Source organism: Pseudomonas sp. SWRI154, assembly GCF_014268645.1.
GTDB lineage: Bacteria > Pseudomonadota > Gammaproteobacteria > Pseudomonadales > Pseudomonadaceae > Aquipseudomonas > Aquipseudomonas marvdashtae.
Map to the genome: position 1 here is coordinate 15,352 of NZ_JABWQW010000012.1, position 22,298 is coordinate 37,649.

Here is a 22,298-nt window from a genome sequence, read left to right on the forward strand (position 1 = left end):
TCTGTGCGAAATTTGATTCTTGTTGGACCGATGGGGGCTGGAAAAAGCACCATCGGTCGTCTGCTGGCCAAAGAGCTGCGCCTGCCATTCAAAGATTCCGACAAGGAAATTGAATTGCGCACGGGTGCCAATATCCCGTGGATCTTCGATAAGGAAGGCGAACCGGGCTTTCGCGACCGCGAGCAGGCGATGATTGCCGAGCTGTGTGGTTTCGAGGGCGTGGTGCTGGCCACCGGCGGCGGCGCGGTGATGCGCGAAGCCAATCGTCGGGCGCTGCATGCCGGCGGACGAGTGGTCTACCTGCATGCATCCGTTGAACAGCAGGTCGGCCGCACTGCCCGTGATCGCAACCGCCCGCTGTTGCGTACCGCCGACCCGGCCAGGACCTTGCGGGACTTGCTGGAGGTGCGTGACCCGCTGTATCGGGAAATAGCCGATCTGGTCATCGAAACCGATGAGCGTCCGCCGCGGATGGTGGTGCTGGAAATTCTGGAGCGCCTGCAACAATTGCCCCCCCGTTAATGCGCCGTGCGAAATGCGCTATCCTCGGCATCCCGTCCAAGCCCGACTGGGGCGTGGCGGATGGCCATTAACTGGCGTCATGGCAGGCACCACGGACTTTCGTTAATTGCAGGCAGGACGCCTGATTTCATCTTCACTGTGGGGACACATGCAGACACTTAAGGTCGATCTGGGCGAGCGCAGCTACCCGATTCACATTGGCGAAGGCTTGCTGGACCAGCCAGAACTGCTGGCGCCGCACATCGCTGGGCGGCAAGTGGCGATCATCACCAATGAAACCGTCGCCCCTTTGTATCTGGAACGGCTGACTCGCAGCCTGTCGGCTTATTCGGTCATTTCCGTCGTGTTGCCTGACGGTGAGGCCTTCAAGACGTGGGAAACCCTGCAATTGATTTTCGACGGGCTGCTGACCGCGCGGCATGATCGCCGCACCACCGTGGTCGCCCTGGGTGGCGGCGTGATCGGTGACATGGCCGGTTTTGCCGCGGCGTGTTATCAGCGCGGTGTGGATTTCATCCAGATTCCTACCACGCTGCTTTCCCAAGTCGACTCGTCGGTCGGTGGCAAGACCGGGATCAACCATCCGCTGGGCAAGAACATGGTGGGTGCGTTCTACCAGCCCAACGTGGTGCTGATCGACACCGCCACGCTCAAGTCCTTGCCGGCGCGCGAGCTGTCCGCCGGGTTGGCGGAAGTCATCAAGTACGGGCTGATCTGCGACGAGCCATTCCTGGGTTGGCTCGAAGACAACGTGGATCGCCTGCGTGCGCTGGATCAAACGGCGCTCACCTACGCCATCGAGCGTTCCTGCGCAGCCAAGGCTGCCGTGGTTGGTGCCGATGAACGCGAGTCGGGCGTGCGTGCCACGCTCAACCTGGGCCACACCTTCGGCCATGCCATCGAAACCCATATGGGTTACGGCGTCTGGCTGCATGGCGAGGCTGTTGCCGCGGGGACGGTCATGGCCCTCGAGATGTCTGCGCGCCTGGGCTGGATCAGCGAGCAGGAGCGTGATCGCGGGATTCGTCTGTTCCAACGCGCCGGGCTGCCAGTCGTTCCGCCCGAAGAAATGACCGAGGCGGATTTCCTTGAACATATGGCAATCGACAAAAAAGTGATCGACGGTCGTCTGCGTCTGGTGCTGCTGCGCCACATGGGCGAAGCGGTGGTGACCGACGATTATCCGAAAGAGGTTCTACAGGCCACGCTGGGAGCGGACTACCGCGCCCTGGCTCAGCTTAAAGGTTAAGAAGATTTCGATGACTAGTTTGCATGCCGACGAGGCTTTCCTCGGCCACTTCCAGTTAAGTCATGACCCATTTGCTCCTCGGGTCCCAGGCTTCAAGTTCTTCCCGGCCCAACGCAAGCCGGTGCTGGGCCAGTTGCACCACTTGGCGCGCTATAGCCAGTTGTTGTTGGTCGTCACCGGCCCTCAGGGTAGCGGCAAGACTTTGCTGCGCCAGGCGCTGGTGGCCAGTACCAACAAACAGTCGGTGCAAAGCGTGGTGGTGTCGGCCCGTGGCGCGGGCGATGCGGCTGGTGTGTTGCGTCAAGTGGCCCAGGCGCTGAATGTCGCCCAGGCGGAGATTGGCGCAATTCTCGACCAGATCGTGCAATTGGCGCTGACCGGTCAGGAAGTCTATCTCCTGGTGGATGATGCCGAACAACTCGACGAATCTGCCTTGGAAGCCTTGCTGGCCCTCGCCGCCGGTGCACCGGAAGGACGCCCTCACGTGTTCCTGTTTGGCGAGTCGTCGTTGATCGCTGTTCTAGACCAACTGGAGCTTGAGGAAGAGCGTTTCCACGTCATCGAACTGGCGCCCTACACCGAGGAAGAAACCCGCGAATACCTGGCACAGCGTCTTGAGGGCGCGGGCCGGGGTATCGAACTTTTCACCGCGGATCAGATCTCTGAGATTCACGAAAGCTCCGACGGCTGGCCTGGCAACATCAACCAGGTGGCCCGAGATGCTCTGATCGAAATCATGATCGCCAGCCGCTCAGCGGTGAAGCGTCCAAGTATGGGGTTCAACATGCCGAAGAAACACGTATTGGCGATTTCCGCCGTGGTCGTGGTCGCGGTCGCTGCCGCCTGGCTGATGCCAGGTCGCAACAAGGCACCCACCACCGGCGCACCTGCCAACGAACAGGCACAGCTGCCTCTCGGTCAGGGCACGCCGCAACCCAACGCAGGTGCCGGCGCCCCGGCGGTGGAATTTGCCGGCAACACGCAGCCAATGCCGCTGCCGCTGGTCGGGCAGTCGCAGCCGGTCATGCGCGGTCCCCTGGCGGAAGCGGCTGGCGGAATTACCGAAGGCGACGACGGCGCACCGCCGCCGATCGAAGACACCAGCGACGTGCCGCCTACCGTGACCACCACCGCGCCACCTGCCGGTGTGCCTGCAGGGCCAGCGCCGACGCCGACCCCAGCTCCCGCCGCCAAGCCGACCCCGGCGCCGACCCAGTTGGCGACCGCCAAGCCTGCTCCGGTTCCAGCGCCTGCCACCAAGCCGGCACCGGCCCCAGCGGCCAAGCCTGCCGCCACCCCGGCCAAGGCCGCAGGCGGTAGCTGGTATGCCGGCCAGGCGCCGGGCAACTACGTGGTGCAGATCCTCGGCACCAGCTCCGAAACTGCTGCGCAGAGTTTCGTCAAGGAGCAGGGCGGCGAGTACCGTTATTTCAAGAAAGTGCTCAACGGCAAGCCGCTTTACGTCATCACCTACGGCAGCTTTGCCAACCGTGACGCAGCCGTTTCCGCCATCAAGGCCTTGCCAGCGAAGGTTCAGGCTGGTAAACCTTGGCCTCGCACTGTCGCCAGCGTCCAACAGGAACTGGCAGCAACTCGCTGATGATTCGGCGGCCTTACCCAGGCCGCCTCTCCCGGCAACCTCAAAATTTCCGCAACGGCGAGCGACCTTTCAGGCCGCGCGCCTTGTGGTGTCTGCGTCACAGTAGCGTTTGAGTCGTAGCGGTCGAACCCAAAAAAGTTTTGACTAGCACAGCATATAGCTTTAAACCTTTCACAAATGCGACATGGATTTGCGACAGTTCGTCGTCAAATTTGTGAGCCTCTGTGGCGGTGTGTACAATGACCTCCCTTTTGCCCCCGCAAAGCTGGCGTACGTTCGGCGCGGCGCGCAACTGGCTGAATTGAAAAGAAATTTGCCTCGATAAGAGGCAGCCTGGTGAGAAAGTGTCTATGAAAGCAGGTCTGTACCAACCAGATGAATTCAAGGATAACTGCGGTTTTGGCCTGATAGCCCATATGCAGGGCGAGCCCAGCCATACCCTTTTGCAAACGGCCATTGAGGCCCTGACCTGCATGACCCACCGTGGTGGGATCAACGCCGATGGCAAGACCGGTGACGGTTGTGGCTTGCTGATTCAAAAACCCGACGAGTTCCTGCGTGCCGTAGCCCAGGAAACGTTTGGCGTGACCCTGCCCAAGCAATACGCCGTGGGCATGGTGTTTTTCAATCAGGACCCGGTAAAGGCGCAAGCCGCTCGCGAAAACATGAATCGCGAGATCCTGGCCGCCGGCCTGCAATTGGTCGGCTGGCGCAAAGTGCCGATCGACACCAGCGTCCTCGGCCGCCTGGCCCTTGAGCGCCTGCCCCTGATCGAGCAAGTATTTATTGCCGGCGAAGGTCTGAGCGACCAAGAGATGTCGATCAAGCTGTTCAGCTCGCGTCGTCGCTCGTCCGTGGCCAACGCTGCCGACACCGATCACTACATCTGCAGCTTTTCCCACAAGACCATCATTTATAAAGGCCTGATGATGCCGGCGGACCTCACCGCCTTTTATCCGGACCTGAGTGACGAGCGCCTGAAGACCGCGATCTGCGTGTTCCACCAGCGCTTCTCCACCAACACCCTGCCGAAATGGCCGCTGGCCCAGCCATTCCGCTTCCTCGCCCACAACGGCGAGATCAACACCATCACCGGCAACCGCAACTGGGCCGTGGCTCGTCGCACCAAGTTCGCCAACGACTTGATGCCGGACCTGGAAGAGCTTGGCCCGCTGGTCAACCGCGTGGGTTCGGACTCTTCGAGCATGGACAACATGCTCGAGCTGATGGTGACCGGCGGCATCGACCTGTTCCGTGGCGTGCGCATGTTGGTGCCGCCAGCGTGGCAGAACGTCGAGACCATGGACCCGGACCTGCGCGCCTTCTACGAATACAACTCCATGCACATGGAGCCGTGGGACGGCCCGGCCGGTATCGTCATGACCGACGGTCGCTACGCGGTGTGCCTGCTCGACCGTAACGGCCTGCGTCCGGCACGTTGGGTAACCACCACCAACGGTTTCATCACCCTGGCGTCGGAAATCGGCGTCTGGAACTACCAGCCCCAGGACGTCATCGCCAAGGGCCGCGTAGGCCCGGGCCAGATCTTTGCCGTGGACACCGAAACCGGCCAGATCCTCGATACCGACGCCATCGACAACCGACTCAAGTCTCGTCATCCGTACAAGCAATGGCTGCGCAAGAATGCCCTGCGCATCCAGGCGACCATGGAAGACAACGACCACGGCTCGGCTTTCTACGACGTCGACCAGCTCAAGCAGTACATGAAGATGTACCAGGTGACGTTCGAAGAACGTGACCAGGTGCTGCGTCCATTGGGCGAGCAGGGCTACGAAGCGGTCGGCTCCATGGGCGACGACACGCCGATGGCCGTGCTGTCCCAGCGCGTGCGCACGCCGTACGATTATTTCCGCCAGCAGTTCGCCCAGGTGACCAACCCGCCGATCGACCCGCTGCGCGAAGCCATCGTGATGTCCCTGGAGATCTGCCTCGGCGCAGAGCGCAACATTTTCCAGGAGTCGCCGGAGCATGCCTCGCGCGTGATCCTCAGCTCGCCGGTCATTTCCCCGGCCAAGTGGCGCTCGCTGACCAACCTCGATCGCCCGGGCTTCGAGCGCCAGGTCATCGACCTGAACTACGACGAAAGCGTTGGCCTGGAAGCGGCGATCCGCAACGTGGCCGATCAGGCTGAAGAAGCCGCGCGCGCCGGTCGTACCCAGATCGTCCTGAGCGACCGCCACATCGCGCCGGGCAAGCTGCCGATCCATGCCTCGCTGGCCACCGGCGCGGTGCATCATCGCCTGACCGAAAAGGGCCTGCGCTGCGATTCCAACATCCTCGTGGAAACCGCCACCGCCCGCGATCCGCACCACTTCGCGGTGCTGATCGGTTTCGGCGCCTCGGCGGTCTATCCGTTCCTGGCCTACGAAGTGCTGGGCGACCTGATCCGTACCGGTGAAGTGCTGGGCGACCTCTACGAGGTGTTCAAGAACTACCGCAAGGGCATCACCAAGGGCCTGCTCAAGATCCTCTCGAAGATGGGGATCTCGACTATCGCCTCGTACCGTGGCGCGCAATTGTTCGAGGCCATCGGCCTGTCCGAAGAAGTCTGCGAGCTGAGCTTCCGTGGCGTACCGAGCCGCATCAAGGGTGCGCGCTTCGTCGACATCGAGGCCGAACAGAAAGCCCTGGCCGCCGAAGCCTGGAGCCCGCGCAAGCCGATCCAGCAGGGTGGCTTGCTGAAGTTCGTCCATGGCGGCGAATATCACGCCTACAACCCGGACGTGGTCAACACCTTGCAGGCCGCCGTGCAGCAGGGTGACTACAGCAAGTTCAAGGAATACACCGCGCTGGTGGACAACCGTCCGGTGTCGATGATCCGTGACTTGCTCAAGGTCAAGACCCTCGACACGCCGCTGGACATCAGCGAAGTAGAGCCGCTGGAATCGGTGCTCAAGCGCTTCGATTCGGCGGGTATTTCCCTCGGTGCGTTGTCCCCGGAGGCCCACGAAGCCCTGGCCGAAGCCATGAACCGCCTCGGCGCGCGTTCCAACTCCGGCGAAGGCGGCGAAGACCCGGCGCGCTACGGCACCATCAAGAGTTCGAAGATCAAGCAAGTAGCGACCGGCCGCTTCGGTGTGACGCCGGAATACCTGGTCAACGCCGAAGTGTTGCAGATCAAGGTGGCCCAGGGCGCCAAGCCCGGTGAGGGCGGTCAATTGCCTGGCGGCAAGGTCAACGGCCTGATCGCCAAGCTGCGTTATGCGGTCCCCGGCGTGACCCTGATCTCACCGCCGCCGCACCACGACATCTACTCGATCGAAGATTTGTCGCAACTGATCTTCGACCTCAAGCAGGTGAACCCGAAGGCGCTGGTCTCGGTGAAGCTGGTGGCGGAAGCCGGCGTGGGCACCATTGCCGCGGGCGTGGCGAAAGCCTATGCCGACCTGATCACCATTTCCGGCTACGACGGCGGCACCGGCGCATCGCCGCTGACCTCGATCAAGTACGCCGGCGCGCCGTGGGAACTGGGTCTGGCGGAAACTCACCAGACCCTGCGCGGCAACGACTTGCGCGGCAAGGTCCGGGTGCAGACCGACGGTGGCCTGAAAACCGGCCTCGACGTGATCAAGGCCGCCATCCTCGGCGCCGAGAGCTTCGGCTTCGGCACTGCGCCGATGATTGCCCTGGGCTGCAAATACCTGCGCATCTGCCACCTGAACAACTGCGCCACCGGCGTCGCGACCCAGAACGAGAAGCTGCGCAAGGATCACTACATCGGCACTGTCGACATGGTGGTGAATTTCTTCACCTACGTAGCCGAAGAGACCCGTGAGTGGCTCGCGAAGCTGGGCGTGCGCTCGCTGGAAGAGCTGATCGGCCGTACCGATCTGCTCGAAGTGATCGAAGGCCAGACCGCCAAGCAGCAACACCTGGACCTGACTCCGTTGCTCGGCAGCGACCTCATTCCTGCGGACAAGCCACAGTTCTGCCAGGTTGATCGCAACCCGCCGTTCGACAAGGGCGAGCTGGCCGAGAAGATGGTCGACATGGCCGCTTCGGCGATCAACGACATGAGCGGTGCCGAGTTCGAGCTGAACATCTGCAATTGCGATCGCTCCATCGGTGCGCGTATCTCCGGTGAAATCGCTCGCAAGCACGGCAACCAGGGCATGGCCCAGGCGCCGATCACCTTCCGCTTCAAGGGCACGGCCGGGCAAAGTTTCGGCGTCTGGAACGCCGGCGGCCTGAACATGTACCTGGAAGGTGACGCGAACGACTACGTGGGCAAGGGCATGACCGGCGGCAAGCTGGTCATCGTTCCGCCCAAGGGCAGTGTCTACCGGACCCAGGACAGTGCGATCATCGGCAACACCTGCCTGTATGGCGCCACGGGCGGCAAGTTGTTTGCCGCTGGCACTGCGGGCGAGCGTTTCGCCGTGCGTAACTCCGGCGCCCACACTGTGGTGGAAGGCACCGGCGATCACTGCTGCGAGTACATGACCGGTGGTTTTGTCTGCGTCCTGGGCAAGACCGGTTACAACTTCGGCTCCGGCATGACCGGCGGTTTCGCCTATGTGCTCGACCAGGACAACACCTTCGTTGACCGGGTCAACCACGAACTGGTGGAAATCCAGCGGATCAGCGGCGAAGCGATGGAAGCGTATCGCAGCCACCTGCAGCGCGTGTTGAACGAGTATGTCGAGGAGACCGACAGCGAGTGGGGTCGTGAACTCGCCGAAAACCTCGATGACTACTTGCGTCGTTTCTGGCTGGTCAAACCCAAGGCGGCGAATTTGAAGTCTCTGCTCTCAAGTACTCGTGCGAGTCCGCAGTAAACGACGCAGCAGCAAGCGGCAAGCTTCAAGCCGCAAGTTAACAGCAGTGCGCGTTGTGCCTGCCACCGTGATTGTCTTGCAGCTTGAAGCTCAGAGCTTGAAGCTGTCGTGTATGAGGTTCTGAAGAATGACCGAACGTCTAAGCAACGACTTCCAATTCATCGATGTCGGGCGCAAGGATCCGAAGAAGAAACTGTTGCGTCAACGCAAGAAAGAGTTCGTGGAAATCTACGAGCCTTTCAAACCCCAGCAGTCGGCCGACCAGGCCCACCGCTGCCTGGGGTGCGGTAACCCGTACTGCGAATGGAAGTGCCCGGTGCACAACTTCATTCCCAACTGGTTGAAACTGGTGGCCGAGGGCAACATCCTCCAGGCCGCCGAGCTGTCCCACCAGACCAACACCCTGCCGGAAGTCTGCGGCCGGGTGTGCCCGCAGGATCGCCTGTGTGAAGGTGCCTGCACCCTCAACGACGGTTTCGGCGCGGTGACCATCGGTTCGGTGGAGAAGTACATCACCGACACCGCGTTCGCCATGGGCTGGCGCCCGGACATGTCCAAGGTCAAGCCGACCGGCAAGCGTGTCGCGATCATCGGCGCGGGCCCGGCGGGCCTGGGCTGTGCGGACGTGCTGGTGCGTGGCGGCGTGACCCCGGTGGTGTTCGACAAGAACCCGGAAATCGGCGGACTGCTGACCTTCGGCATCCCCGAGTTCAAGCTGGAAAAGAGCGTGCTGAGCAATCGTCGCGAAGTCTTCACTGGCATGGGCATCGAATTTCGCTTGAACACCGAGGTCGGCAAGGACGTGACCATGGAGCAACTGCTCGAAGAATACGATGCGGTATTCATGGGCATGGGCACCTACACCTACATGAAGGGCGGCTTTGCCGGTGAGGACCTGCCGGGGGTGTACGACGCGCTGGACTTCCTGATCGCCAACGTCAACCGCAACCTGGGCTTTGAAAAGTCGCCGGAAGATTTCGTCGACATGAAAGGCAAGAAGGTCGTGGTGCTCGGCGGTGGCGACACGGCGATGGACTGCAACCGCACCTCGATTCGCCAGGGCGCCAAGTCGGTGACCTGCGCTTATCGTCGTGACGAAGCGAACATGCCCGGCTCGCGCAAAGAGGTGAAGAACGCCAAGGAAGAAGGCGTGAAATTCCTCTACAACCGCCAGCCAATTGCGATTGTCGGCGAAGACAAGGTCGAAGGCGTGAAGGTGGTCGAGACCCGTCTCGGCGAACCGGATGCCCGTGGCCGTCGCAGCCCCGAGCCGATCCCAGGTTCCGAAGAGATCATCCCGGCCGACGCCGTGGTCATCGCCTTCGGCTTCCGTCCAAGCCCGGCGCCGTGGTTCGAGCAGTTCAGCATCCAGACCGACAGCCAGGGCCGCGTCGTCGCCCCGGAACAAGGCCAGTACAAACACCAGACCAGCAATCCGAAGATCTTCGCCGGCGGCGACATGGTCCGGGGTTCCGACCTGGTGGTGACGGCGATCTTCGAAGGCCGCAATGCGGCGGAAGGGATCCTGGATTATCTGGGCGTCTAGCGACGTTAGCTGCAAGCTTCAAGCTATAAGCTGCAAGTAGAAGCCCAGCGGCAAGCTTCAAGCTATAAGCTGCAAGTAGAAGCAACGGCGCTTTTAACTTGCGGCTTGAAGCTTGCCGCTGTCTTTTGAGACCATGCCCGCACTTTTTTTCCGGATGCCGACATGACTGCCCTGAAGAACGACCGTTTCCTTCGCGCCCTGCTCAAGCAACCTGTAGACGTCACCCCGGTATGGATGATGCGTCAGGCCGGTCGCTACCTGCCGGAGTACCGTGCCAGCCGCGCCAAGGCCGGTGACTTCATGAGCTTGTGCATGAATCCTCAGTTCGCCTGCGAAGTCACGATGCAGCCGCTGGACCGCTACCCGCAGCTGGACGCGGCGATCCTGTTCTCCGACATCCTCACCATCCCCGACGCCATGGGCCAAGGCCTGTACTTCGAGACCGGCGAAGGCCCGCGCTTCAAGAAAGTCGTCAGCACCTTGGCCGATATCGAAGCGCTGCCGATTCCCGACCCGCAGAAAGACCTGGGCTATGTCATGGACGCGGTCAGCACCATTCGCCGTGAACTCAACGGCCGCGTGCCGCTGATCGGTTTCTCCGGCAGCCCGTGGACGCTCGCGACCTACATGGTCGAAGGTGGCTCGTCGAAAGACTTCCGCAAGACCAAGGCGATGCTCTACGACAACCCCCAAGCCATGCACCTGTTGCTGGACAAGCTGGCCCAGTCGGTCACGTCCTACCTCAACGGCCAGATCCTGGCCGGTGCGCAAGCGGTGCAGATATTCGATACCTGGGGCGGCAACCTGTCGGCGGCGGCGTACCAGGAATTCTCCCTGGCCTACATGCGCAAGATCGCCAGTGGCCTGATTCGCGAGCATGAAGGTCGCAAAGTCCCGGTGATCCTGTTCACCAAGAACGGCGGCCTGTGGCTGGAAAGCATCGCCGAGGTCGGCGCCGACGCCTTGGGCCTGGACTGGACTTGCGACATCGGCAACGCCCGCGAGCGCGTCGGTGACAAAGTCGCGCTGCAAGGCAACATGGATCCGACCGTACTGTATGCCAAGCCTGAAGCCATTCGTGCCGAAGTCGGACGCATCCTCGCCAGTTACGGCAAGGGCAGCGGGCACGTGTTCAACCTCGGTCACGGGATCACCCCGGAAGTCGACCCGGAACACGCCGGGGCTTTCCTGCGGGCGGTGCATGAGTTATCGGCGCAGTATCACGTCTGACTGACGGCCCCTGTCACCCAGCCTGTCCGGACCTGTGCCGGACAGGCTTTTTATTGCTCGCTTGTTTAACGGTCTGACACAAACCCCGCCGGTTATTCTTTCTGCCGTGTTTGTTTGTGTTTAGTTGTCTCTTTTTGATAGCGAGTTCTATTCGTAAGAAGTTTCTCAAATTATGTAGGGGAAATTGATTCAGAGATCATTCCTTCCAGGTTGAGAGATTTGTCCTACACATGGAGCACTCAACTTTCTATAAGGTTCCGGGCACTTGCAAGGGATGGCGCTGAGCGGTCTGGCGCACCTTTCAAGAGGACGGTGATACGTCTTTCTTTTTTGATGACTAGTCTGGAATTTATATGAAGAACAACTTCAACAAGAGCAATGTATTAACGGGGTGTGCGTCCTCATTAGTTCTGTTGTCGGCCATGGCGGCATCGCAAAGTGTGCTGGCCCATGGTTTCGTTGACGTGCCGCCTTCTCGTGCACTGTTGTGCCAGCAAGGCGTCAACCTGAACTGCGGTGGCGCGCAATACGAACCGCAGAGTACCGGCGAAACCTTCAAGGGCTTCCCGAATGGTGCAGGTGGCGGGCCGTTGCAGGGCCCTATCGACGGCAAAATCGCCAGCGGCGGCAACGCCAACTTTTCTGCTCTTGATGCGCAATCGGCTTCGCGTTGGCACCTGACCGAAATCAGGGATCGAAACATTGCTTTTCAATGGAAATACTCCGCGGCGCATCCAGCGACCAAGCACGAATATTTCATTACCCGCGACGGTTGGAACCCGAACGAAGTGCTCAAGCGCGCCTCATTCGACAGCACACCGTTCTGCACGGTGGATGGCGGTAATCAACTCCCGGTGAGCGGAGCCCCGCACAACTGCGTCATTCCTGACAGTAAGTCGGGTCATCACGTCATCCTGGGCGTCTGGACAGTGGGTGATACCGATGCCGCGTTCTACAACCCGGTGGATGTGAACATCCTCGCCGAAGCCGCATTGCCGGGCGGCTGGTTGCCGGTTGGCAGCATTACCCCATCGACCCCGTTACTGGCGGGTGACAAGGTCAAGGCCCGGGCATTCTCCGCCACCGGAGAAAATGCCGAGTACAGCATGGAAATCAGCATAGAGAACGCTGAGGAAGGCAAGGCTGAAAACTGGTCGTTCAAACTGGCCGAGGCCCTCAACCGCGCCTATCCGCTCATTCGTGCCGGTGTTCGTGACGAAGACGACAACATCACGCCGATCAAGGGAACCAACCGCCTGTACGCCCAGAAAGAAAGCGGTGTGACCCGCTATGAAGTCCAACTGGACATGCAGGAGGACGCCAGCGCCAGCATGGGGATTTCCTCTCTGCAACCTGAGTACGTACTCGACAAAGGTCGGGTCAGCATGGCGTTCGCCGCGCAAACAAACCGCCGGATGAACCTCGAAGCCACGTTGTTCGATGAGAAGAACAAGCAAGTGGGTGTCGTGAGCAAGGTGGGTGAAGGCAGCACCGGGCTGAGCCTGGACGTGCGCAGCGCCCCGGGGGTTCATACCCTGACGCTGATGGGGACCACCGAAGACGGGCGCACCACGCGCCAGGATACCAAGACGGTCACCCTGACCGGCGAGGGCCCAGGCATCGAATACGACTTCGTGTTCCCTGAAGGCATCAGCGACTACACCGCCGGTACGAAAGTGCTGCAGCCCAAGACTGACGAAGTCTTCGAATGCAAGCCGTTCCCCGCGTCCGGCTACTGCAAGCAGTACAGCCCGACGGCGAACGGTTTCGAGCCGGGTGTCGGTGCGTCCTGGCAAAACGCCTGGGACAAGCTGTAAGTCCTGACAGGCATGGCCCGAGGCGATCCGCTCGGGTTGCCTGGGGCCTTCAGACGAGGACGCAGTAATGTCTATCCATGACTCCAAGCGGTGGGTGCTGGTGCTCGTGCCATTGCTCTACGGGGTATTCCTGACCGCGCAGGAATGGCGTTTTCGCCAGGCATTGGGCCATGACCTGCCGGTGCTGGCCGACTCACCGGTGGCGCCGGTTCGCGACATGCCCAATGTCCAAGCGGTCGCAACTGTGCTCGGCCTGGCGCCTGCTGGTGCCCAGGCGCCGAACGCCGAGCCGATGACGTTGCAAGCCAGTTTTGTCGCCGGCCAAGGTGTGTCGCGGGCCTTGCTGGCGGACGCCGCCGGCCCGCGCCTTTACCAGGTGGGCGAGCGCCTGCCCGGTGGCAGCGTGCTGCGCCGGGTCGAGGCCAACCATGTGACGTTGTGGCGCAATGGACGTGAAGAGCGGTTGGCCCTGCAACCCGAGGCCAAGCCCTTGTTGCACCGACTGGATCTCGAAGACGGGCGCCATGCCGCATTGCATTCCTCGCAGTACCTACGCCCGGTGGCCGGGCAACCAGAGTGATCGAATTGATGAACAGCTTTATCCGGGGCCGTGTTTCGCGCGTCCTGTTCTGCCTCGCCGCGTCGTGCCTGCTGACGCCCGCCGGTTTGCTGCTGGCCGAAGAGGCCCAGTGGCAACTGGCGATGAACAACGCGGAACTGCGCGACGTGGTCGAGGAGTTCTCCGCGATCCTGGGCAAGACCGTGGTGCTCGATCCCCGCGTGTCGGGGCGCATCACCGTCATGTCCCGTGAGCCGTTGGATCGCGAAGGCGTGCGGCGGTTGTTCTATTCGATCCTCGATGCGCATAACTTCACGGTGATCGACGAGGGCGAGCGGATCCTGATCACCCCGATCAGCGATGCCAAGACGCGTGCCGGAATCGCTGATGCAAAAAGTGCCACGCCGTCGCAGTTCGTCACCCGGGTCCTTGACCTGCAATCGAGCATCGCCGCCGACGTCGCCGGATTGGTCCGGCCCTTGGTGTCGGCCAATGGTTACATCGGCCCTTCGGTATCGTCCAACGCCCTGGTGGTGACCGACTCCGCCGCCAATGTCCAGCGCATCGCCGACGTGGTTCGACAGTTGGACTCGGGGCGCAACCGCAATCATGTGGTGGTGCGGTTGCGGCATGCCCAGGCCGGCAATATCGCGCCGCTGATGGAAGCCTCGGGTGGCAAGCGCGAGGGCGATACGGCGGGACAGGTGATTGCCGATGCCCGCAGCAATCGCCTGGTGATCATCGGCGCGCCGGCTGTGCGCCAGCGCCTGGTCGACCTGGCCCGGACCCTGGATGTCCCGGCCGCCGCATCCCAGGACAACGCCCGGGTCATCCGCCTGCGCCATAGCGATGCCAAGCAATTGGCCGAGGTGCTGGAAGGCGTCGGGCAGGATAAAAAAACCACGCCGGCCTTGGCCGGCCTACGGGACGGTGCCGCCGCCAGCCCGTTCATGATCAAGGCGGATGAAAGCCAGAATGCCCTGGTGCTGATCGCCGAACCGGCCCAGATTCGTATCATCGAAAACATCGTCCGTGAACTGGATCAACCTCGGGCCCAAGTGCTTATCCACGCGGCCATCGTGGAGGTTTCCGGGGACATTACCGAAGCCTTGGGCGTGCAGTGGGGCCTCGACAGAGGCAGCGCGACTGGATTCATCAACTTTCCGGGAACCGACATCCCTATCATCGGCAACCTGAACCTCAGTGAGCTGGATAGAGGACCGGAAGGCGCGCTCCTGCGACTGGGCGGCGACCGCTTCAGCGCGCTGGTCTCGGCGTTGGCGAGCAACACCCACAGCAACCTGCTATCCACCCCTAGCCTGCTGACCCTGGATAACCAGGAAGCGGAAATCATCGTGGGCCAGAACGTCCCGTTCAAGACGGGCTCCTACGCCACCAGCGGCAACGGCGCGGACAATCCGTTCACCACCGTGGAGCGCAAGGACGTCGGCATCAGCCTCAAGGTCAAGCCGTACATCAACGAAGGCTCGACCTTGCGCCTGGAAGTGGAGCAGGAAGTCTCGGACATCGCGCCGTCGGTCTCCGGTGTGGACTCCTCCGACCTGATCACCAACAAGCGCGCCTTGAAGAGCACGATCCTGGCGGACGACGGCGAGATCATCGTGATCGGCGGCCTGATCCGCGACAGTGTCCGCACCCAGCAAAGCGGTGTGCCTTTGCTGCGCAGTATTCCGTACCTGGGCGCATTGTTTCGCTGGAACCGCGACACCCAGACCAAGAGCAACCTGATGGTGTTCCTGCGCCCGACCATCGTGCGTAGCAACGAAGACCTGGCCGAGGTCAGCCGCCAGCGCTACGACGCGCTCCGGGAACTGAGCAAACCCGGCTCGCGAGAAAACAATTCGCTGCTGCTGCCCCGGGATGCCCATCAGTTGTTCGAGCCATCCACCGATGCGTCGGCGGCCGATCCGCAACAGCGCTCGGGTGCCCTGTGACTGAGCCGCAGGCCCCTTTGCCCTTTGGTTTCGCCAGGCGCCTGGGCGTGCTGCTGGAAGGCGCGGGGCCGACCTTGAGCCTGGTCATGCGCCGTGACACGCCGCTGACCGCCGTGGCCGAAGTCCGCCGTCTGTGCGGGCGGGACGTGCCGATCCAGGTGCTGGAGCCGGCACAGTTCGCCGCGCGCCTGGCCAGCGTCTATCGCCAGGGCCAGAGCGCCGCCGAGCAGGTGGCCCAGGGCCTGGACGAGGAGCTCGACCTGCTCAGCCTGGCCGACCAGATGCCCCAGACCACCGACCTGCTGGAACAGCAGGGCGATGCGCCGATCATCCGCCTGATCAATGCGCTGCTCAGCGAGGCGGTCCGCGAACAGGCCTCGGATGTGCACCTGGAGACGTTTGAGCAATACCTGTCGGTACGCATGCGCATCGACGGTCAATTGCAGGAGATGCTGCGGCCGCGCCGGGAGTTGGCGAACCTGTTGGTGTCGCGGATCAAGGTCATGGCGCGCCTGGACATCGCCGAAAAACGCGTGCCCCAGGACGGCCGGATGGCCTTGCGCCTGGCCGGTCACGAGGTCGATGTGCGGGTCTCGACCCTGCCTTCGGCCCATGGCGAGCGGGTGGTGTTGCGCCTGCTCGACAAGCAGGCCGGACGCCTGGAGTTGCAACGCCTGGGCCTGCCCGACGACACCCTGGCGAGCCTGCGCCAGTTGCTCGGCAAGCCCCACGGCATCGTGTTGGTCACCGGGCCCACGGGGTCGGGAAAAACCACCAGCCTGTACGCGGCCCTGAGCAGCATCAACGACCAGAGCCGCAACATTCTCACCGTCGAAGACCCCATCGAATACCACCTGCCGGGCATCGGCCAGATGCCGGTCAATCCGAAAGTCGACATGACCTTCGCCCGCGGCTTGCGGGCCATTTTGCGCCAGGACCCGGACGTGGTGATGGTCGGCGAAATACGTGACCGCGAGACCGCCGAAATCGCCGTCCAGGCATCGCTGACCGGGCACCTGGTGCTCTCGACCCTGCACACCAACACCGCCGTCGGCGCGGTCACGCGGTTGGTGGACATGGGCGTGGATGCGTATCTGCTGGCGTCGTCTCTGGCCGGCATCGTCGCCCAGCGCTTGCTGCGCAGCCTATGCCCGTCCTGCAAGACACCGTATGTGGCCGACGCTGCCACGTGTCGGCGCCTGGGGCTCGACGTCGATGCTGCCCCTCGGTTGTTCAAGGCCCGGGGTTGCGAGCAATGCCAGAAAGGCTATCGCGGACGCTTCGGTATCTATGAGCTGGTGAATGTCAGCGCCGCCCTGTCGCAGCTGATCCACCAGGGCGCCACTGAGCAGGCGTTGGCGGGCGAGGCGCGCAAGACCTCCCGCAGCCTGTTCCAGGACGGCCGCCAGCGAGTGTTGGAAGGCCTGACCAGTGTCGACGAATTGCTGCGCATCACCCAGGAGGATTAGCGCCATGCCGACCTTCGCCTATCGGGCCGAAGACCCCCAGGGCCGACGCCGCAAGGGCCGCGTGGAAGCCGACAGCCCCCGCCATGCGCGCCAGTTGCTGCGCGAGCGCGGCTTGCTGCCCAGCGAACTGGCCGAAGCCAAAGAACCACGAACCCTGGGCGGACGCCATGCCGGCGGACGTTTGAGCCCGGCGGATCTGGCATTGCTGACGTTGCAGCTGTCCACCCTGATCCAGGCCGGCCTGCCCCTGGAGGAGTCGCTGGGGGCGGTGGCGCAGCAGAGTCAGAAGCGCCGCGTTGCCCACCTGCTGGCGGCGGTGCGCAGCCGGGTGATGGAAGGCCACGCGCTGGCGACGGCACTGCGTACCTTTCCCCAGGCGTTCCCCGAGCTGTTCTGCGCCACGGTCGCGGCGGGCGAGCAATCCGGTCACCTGGGCCAGGTGTTGGAACAATTGGCGAGCTACACCCAGGCGCGCCAGGCCTCGCGCCAGCGCATTCAATTGGCATTGGTGTACCCGTCGATCCTGATGCTGGCCTGCGTCGCGATTGTCGCTTTTCTGCTGGGCTACGTGGTGCCGGACGTGGTGAAGATTTTCATCGACAGTGGCCAACCGTTGCCCTGGCTGACCCAGGCGCTGATCGCCGTGAGCGATGGCTTGCGCCGCCATGGCCTGCTGCTGTTCGGTGCGCTGGCCGGGTTGCTCGGGCTGTGGCGTTGGAGCCTGCGTCAGCCGACGTGGCGCCTGCGCTGGCATCGCTTGCTGCTGCGGCTGCCGCTGTTGGGCGACGTGCTGCGGGCGATGGAAGCGGCCCGATTCGCCAGCACCTTGGCGATCCTGAGTAAAAGCGCGGTGCCGCTGGTGGAGGCGTTGCACATCGCCGCGCAGGTGATCGGCAACCTGACGATCCGTGCCCGCATGGCCGACGTCGCCCGCTCGGTCCGCGAGGGCGGGACGCTCACCCGTGGCCTGGAGCTGGGCGGTGATATGCCGCCGCTGATGCTGCATATGATCGCCAGCGGTGAGCGGGCCGGTGAACTCGACAACATGCTCGCCCGGGCCGCCGAACAACAGGAAGCCAGCCTCGCGGCGCGCATCGCGCTGGTGGTGAGCCTTTTCGAACCGGCCATGTTGGTGCTGATGGGCGGCGTCGTGCTGCTGATCGTCATGGCCATCCTCCTACCGATCCTGAGCCTCAACCAGTTGGTGAATTGACCGATGAAACTCCAAAGCAACCGATCCACACGCCATCGACAACGCGGCTTCACCCTGATCGAAATCATGGTGGTGGTGGTCATCATTGGCGTGCTGGGCGCCATCGTGGTGCCGCAGTTCATGAGCCGACCCGACCAGGCCAAGGTCACGGCCGCCCGCACTGATCTGCAGGCAATCGCCACGGCCCTGGAAATGTACCGCCTCGACAACTTCCAGTACCCCTCGACCCAACAAGGCCTGGAGGCGTTGAGCAAACGCCCGTCCGGCACGCCCGTGGCCAGGAGCTGGAACCCGCAAGGGTATCTGAAAAGCCTGCCGATCGACCCTTGGGGCACGCCCTACCAGTACCTCAACCCCGGACCCAAAGCCGTCGATGGCAGCTATGACCTCTACTCTCTGGGGGCCGATGGCTTGCCGGGCGGTGAAGGGATGGCGGCCGACATCGGCAATTGGGCCGAGTGAACATGCAGCATCGTTGCCGGGGTTTCACCTTGCTGGAGCTGATGGTCGTGATCGTCTTGATCGGCGTTCTGGCAGGCATGGTTCGCTTTGCCACGGGCGCGAGCCCGGCGCGTGAGGCGCGGCAGCAGGCGCGGGACTTCGTCGCGGTGGTGCAGCAGTTGCGCGAGCGGGCGGTGTTGGACGGGCAGGAATACGGCGTGCGCGTGCAGCTTGGCGGCTATCAGGCGCTGCGACTCCAAGCCCAGGACTGGACGGCGGTGTCGGCGTTGCATCGATTGCCCGAAGGCCTGACGCTTGGCTTGGAGCAGGACGGCCATGTCCTGCGCCTCGATGACGTTCAGGGCCCGCCGCAGTTGCTGATGCTCAGCAGTGACGAGATCAGCCCGTTCAGGCTGCTGATCAAAGTCGCTGGGCAGGCGATTGCCCGGGTATCGAGCGATGGCCTGGCGGAGCCACTGATCGATGAGTAACGCGCGCAGGCTGGCCGCCGGTTGCCAGGGTTTCACGTTGCTGGAAGTCATGATCGCCCTGGCGATTTTCGCCACGCTGGCGGCGGCCGTGCTCTCGGCCAGTCAGTTCGTGCTCAAGCAAAGCGCCGCCCTGGAGGACCGTCTGTTCGGCGCCTGGCTGGCGGACAATCAGTTGAGCGAGCTGCGCCTGCAAGCCGTCACCCCGCCGGGACAACAGCGCCTGAGCCGGCACCTGGATCGTCGCGATTGGGTCTTGCAACAGCGGATCGCCCCGGCCCGTGATGGGCGCCTGCTGCAGGTCGAGATCCAGGTGAGCCGTGGCGACAGCACGACCGTCGTACACCGCACTACCGGGTGGATCGGCCGCCGTCATGAATAAGCAGTCGGGTTTCACCTTGTTGGAATTGGTCATCGCCATTGCCATTTTTGCCTTACTCGGCCTGGCCAGTTGGCGGTTGTTCGATAGTGTCGTGCGGACCCAGCAAGGGGCCGGTCAGCATGAGCGCGACATCAGGGCCTTGCAGCGTGCTGTCGGCATGATCGAGCGGGATGTGTGGCAGGCGGTTGCCGACTCGGTCGTGCTCGCACCGGGGCATTTGCAGTTGCAGCGCAGCCATTGGCGTAACCCACTGGACCAGCCACGCAGTGAACGGCAAGCGGTGACTTATCGACTCGAAGGTACGGCGTTGTGGCGCGAGAGCGTCGGCGAAGACCCAATGTTTGTGCAGCGGCAGAAATTGCTCGAGAACGTCCGCACTCTGAACTGGCGCGTGTTCGACCGGCAACTGGGCTGGCACCGCGAAAGCGCAAGGGACAGCGCGCCGCTTGCGCTGGAATTGACCGTGTCGGCGGGGCGTTTCGAGCAGATCCGTCGGGTGCTGCTGTTGCCGGAGGCGCTGCCGTGAGGCGGCAACGAGGCGTGGCGCTGATCAGCGTGCTGCTGGTGCTGAGCCTGGCGCTGCTGCTGATCGCAGGCCTGTTGCGCAGTCATCGCCTGTTGTTGCACAGCAGCGCGCAGCAACTGCAACAAGTCCAGTTGCGGCAATTGGGATTGGCGGGTGAAGACTGGGCGCGGGTGGTCCTGGAGGACAGCGGGATAACCTCATCCGGCCCCGTTGACCTGAGCCAGGATTGGGCTCGGCTCGGGCCCGTGTTGGAAGTGGATGGCGCCGAGCTGCGCATCGTTATCGAGGACTTGTCCGGGCGTCTGAATCTCAACGCGCTGCTGGCCCTGGGGCAAATCGATCAGATCACCCTCGGTCGCTGGACCCGCTTGCTGGCCTTGCTGGATCTGCCGCCGCTGGCGTTGCCCCAGGTCGGGCCGGTGCAGGAGTTGAGTCAATTGCGCCTGTTGCCAGGCATCGACGGCCAGACGCTGCGGCGCCTGGAGCCATGGGTGGTGTTGCTGCCCAAGGATGCGCGGCTAAACATCAATACCGCCCCGCAGCTTGTGCTTATGTCCCTTGATGGCGTGGAAACCGGGGCCGCCAAGACGTTGGTCAACCAGCGTCGCGATGCGCCATTCGCCAGCGTGCAAGCGTTTACCAACGACCCGTTGTTGTCTGGAACAGGCCTCAACAGCCATGGGTTGGGCGTGAGCAGCCGCTGGTTCCGGATCACCGTGAGCGTGACCCAGGGCACCAGCCGCCTGCGCCTGGCCGCGGATATCGAGCGCGACTCCGTCAGTGGACGCTGGACGGTTCGTCAGCGTCGTTTCTTACCCTTCAGCCCCAGCGAGCTTCCTTGATGAAAACCTGGCTTTACCTGACCGCCGAAGGCCTGGGCGCGCCTTGCGCCAACTGGCCGTGCTGCGTGTGGTCGCCCACCGGCGAGCGTCGTCGCCTGCCGTTGCACGAGGCGGCCGGCGAGTTGAACGGACGGCCAGTCGATGTGCTCTTGCCAATGGAAATGTGCAGTTGGTTGCGCAGCGATCCGTGGCCGTCTCGACGCCAGCCCCGGCCCCAGGCCCTGGCATTCGCCATCGAAGAGCAACTGAGTGAAAACCTGGAGACGCTGCACATCAGCATCGGCCCGCGTGACCGGCAGCATCGCTATTCGATGATGGTGACAGAGCGGGCTGGTTTCCAGGCGCTGCTGGCGCTGCTCGCCGAGCAGGGCATCGAGACGCGGGCGGTGCATGTCGACGCCGACCTGCTCGCCGATGACCAGGCATTGGGCGTGCGCTGGTTCGGGCGTTGGTTGCTGGGTGGAGGACTGTCGGCGCGCCTGTCATTGTCGCCACGGGCCTTGATGGCGCTCAAGCCGGGCCTGCCCGAGGACATTCACTGGCTGGATGAAGAACGCGACTGCCCGGGCATCGATGAATGGCTGTTGAACGCGAATGGACGTCCCATCGACCTGTTGCAAGGTGAGTTTCGTCGACGCCGAAGCCCGCTGCCATGGCGTGGCGTTTCGACGGCGGCACTGGGCCTGTTGCTGCTCACCTGGGCCTTCAGCGATGCCCGCGTGCGCTTTGTGGAAAATGAAACCCGGCTTTTATATGCCCAGAGTGAGCAGCGATTCAGGTCGCTGTATCCCGGTCAGCAGCGGATCGTCGACCTGGCGGCGCAGTTCCAGGCATTGCAGAGTCGGCGCGGGCAAAGCCAGGACACTCAGGTCGCGCGTCTGACTCATCTGACCGAGCAGGTCATTGGTGCCAGCAACGTCGAGGTGCAGCGCATCGATTTTCGTGAAGGCGAAGGCTGGAAAATCCAGCTGACGGCGAACAGTTTCGTCGAGCTTGAACAACTGCGTGAACGCGGGCAGCAAAACGGATTGCCCGTCGCCCTGGGTAGCGCCAGCAAACAGAACAATCGCGTGCAGGCCATTCTCACGCTGGAGAACAGTTGATGAGCCTCAATGGATGGCTGGTCTTGAAACAGGCCTGGGGAAACCTGTCGCGCCGAGAGCAAGGTTTGTTGCTGGGGCTTGCCGGATTGTTATCGGTGGCGTTGGCCTACACCGCGATCTGGCAACCGACCCGGCAACGGCTGGAGCTTGCCGAGCGACAGCATCGCCAACAAGCTGAACTGAGTGCCCGGATCCTGCGCGCCGACCCCTCCCAAGACAGGACTGCCGCGACCCAACCCTTGTCGGTGCGCGTCAACGAAAGTGCGACAGCCGCGGGGTTGGACATGGCGGAAATGGAGGTCGACGGCGACTCGTTGCGACTCGCCGTCAGGGGTGATGCGAGTGCGTTGCTGCATTGGTTGGATCAACTAGAGCGGGAGGGCGCGGGGCTGCGGTCGCTGACGTTGGAAGCGCGTGATGATGTGTTAGAAGCGCGAGTGGTGTTGCGTCAATGACCAAGCGAGTACACAACAACCTTGACCAGGCGTATGGGCTCTTGTGGCGAGGGAGCTTGCTCCCGCTCGGCTGCGCAGCAGCCGTAAACCGGTTTGCAAGGT

The 22,298-nt window shown here is 62.8% G+C and carries 18 protein-coding genes; all 18 read left to right on the forward strand.

Going from position 1 to position 22,298, the window contains the following annotated elements:
- Nucleotides 1-3 precede the first annotated feature (3 nt).
- Complete coding sequence (gene aroK, locus HU806_RS12995; protein WP_186611754.1) at nt 4-522, forward strand: shikimate kinase AroK; 519 nt, start codon at nt 4-6, stop codon at nt 520-522.
- 148 nt (nt 523-670) lie between these two features.
- Nucleotides 671-1,771, forward strand: coding sequence for a 3-dehydroquinate synthase (gene aroB / locus HU806_RS13000; protein ID WP_186611755.1), 1,101 nt, complete (start codon nt 671-673; stop codon nt 1,769-1,771).
- Between the two features lie 10 nt (nt 1,772-1,781).
- Entirely contained in the window at nt 1,782-3,371 is a 1,590-nt protein-coding gene (locus HU806_RS13005; protein ID WP_186611756.1) for an AAA family ATPase, read from the forward strand.
- Between the two features lie 350 nt (nt 3,372-3,721).
- The gene (gltB, locus tag HU806_RS13010) at nt 3,722-8,170 is read left to right on the forward strand and encodes a glutamate synthase large subunit (RefSeq protein ID WP_186611757.1); all 4,449 of its coding nucleotides are present in this window, start codon (nt 3,722-3,724) and stop codon (nt 8,168-8,170) included.
- A gap of 127 nt (nt 8,171-8,297) precedes the next feature.
- A complete protein-coding gene (locus HU806_RS13015; protein WP_186611758.1) occupies nt 8,298-9,716 on the forward strand; it encodes a glutamate synthase small subunit GltD family protein in 1,419 nt (472 codons plus the stop codon).
- Between the two features lie 162 nt (nt 9,717-9,878).
- Nucleotides 9,879-10,946: a uroporphyrinogen decarboxylase gene (gene hemE, locus HU806_RS13020; RefSeq protein ID WP_186611759.1), complete on the forward strand. Its 1,068-nt coding sequence runs from the start codon at nt 9,879-9,881 to the stop codon at nt 10,944-10,946.
- A 353-nt stretch (nt 10,947-11,299) separates the two neighbouring features.
- Nucleotides 11,300-12,763 (forward strand): N-acetylglucosamine-binding protein GbpA, encoded by a 1,464-nt coding sequence (gene gbpA, locus HU806_RS13025; protein WP_186611760.1) that lies wholly within the window; start codon nt 11,300-11,302, stop codon nt 12,761-12,763.
- A 67-nt stretch (nt 12,764-12,830) separates the two neighbouring features.
- On the forward strand, nt 12,831-13,343 hold the full coding sequence (locus HU806_RS13030; protein WP_186611761.1) for a type II secretion system protein N: 513 nt from the start codon (nt 12,831-12,833) through the stop codon (nt 13,341-13,343).
- 8 nt (nt 13,344-13,351) lie between these two features.
- A complete protein-coding gene (gene gspD / locus HU806_RS13035; RefSeq protein ID WP_186611762.1) occupies nt 13,352-15,277 on the forward strand; it encodes a type II secretion system secretin GspD in 1,926 nt (641 codons plus the stop codon).
- The gene (gspE, locus tag HU806_RS13040; RefSeq protein ID WP_186611763.1) at nt 15,274-16,746 is read left to right on the forward strand and encodes a type II secretion system ATPase GspE; all 1,473 of its coding nucleotides are present in this window, start codon (nt 15,274-15,276) and stop codon (nt 16,744-16,746) included. Before gspD ends, gspE begins: the two co-directional genes overlap by 4 nt.
- 4 nt (nt 16,747-16,750) lie before the next feature.
- Complete coding sequence (gspF, locus tag HU806_RS13045) at nt 16,751-17,959, forward strand: type II secretion system inner membrane protein GspF (protein WP_186611764.1); 1,209 nt, start codon at nt 16,751-16,753, stop codon at nt 17,957-17,959.
- Between the two features lie 3 nt (nt 17,960-17,962).
- Complete coding sequence (gene gspG / locus HU806_RS13050) at nt 17,963-18,421, forward strand: type II secretion system major pseudopilin GspG (protein ID WP_186611765.1); 459 nt, start codon at nt 17,963-17,965, stop codon at nt 18,419-18,421.
- A gap of 2 nt (nt 18,422-18,423) precedes the next feature.
- Complete coding sequence (gene gspH / locus HU806_RS13055; RefSeq protein WP_186611766.1) at nt 18,424-18,891, forward strand: type II secretion system minor pseudopilin GspH; 468 nt, start codon at nt 18,424-18,426, stop codon at nt 18,889-18,891.
- The gene (gene gspI / locus HU806_RS13060; protein ID WP_186611767.1) at nt 18,884-19,270 is read left to right on the forward strand and encodes a type II secretion system minor pseudopilin GspI; all 387 of its coding nucleotides are present in this window, start codon (nt 18,884-18,886) and stop codon (nt 19,268-19,270) included. Before gspH ends, gspI begins: the two co-directional genes overlap by 8 nt.
- Nucleotides 19,263-19,796, forward strand: a complete 534-nt coding sequence (locus tag HU806_RS13065) for a type II secretion system protein GspJ (RefSeq protein ID WP_186611768.1) — start codon at nt 19,263-19,265, stop codon at nt 19,794-19,796. Before gspI ends, HU806_RS13065 begins: the two co-directional genes overlap by 8 nt.
- Entirely contained in the window at nt 19,793-20,638 is an 846-nt protein-coding gene (locus HU806_RS13070) for a type II secretion system protein GspK (RefSeq protein ID WP_186611769.1), read from the forward strand. The genes HU806_RS13065 and HU806_RS13070 overlap by 4 nt, the downstream gene beginning before the upstream one ends.
- Complete coding sequence (gene gspL, locus HU806_RS13075; RefSeq protein ID WP_186611770.1) at nt 20,638-21,741, forward strand: type II secretion system protein GspL; 1,104 nt, start codon at nt 20,638-20,640, stop codon at nt 21,739-21,741. Before HU806_RS13070 ends, gspL begins: the two co-directional genes overlap by 1 nt.
- Entirely contained in the window at nt 21,741-22,196 is a 456-nt protein-coding gene (locus tag HU806_RS13080; protein ID WP_186611771.1) for a type II secretion system protein M, read from the forward strand. The genes gspL and HU806_RS13080 overlap by 1 nt, the downstream gene beginning before the upstream one ends.
- Nucleotides 22,197-22,298: the final 102 nt, after the last annotated feature.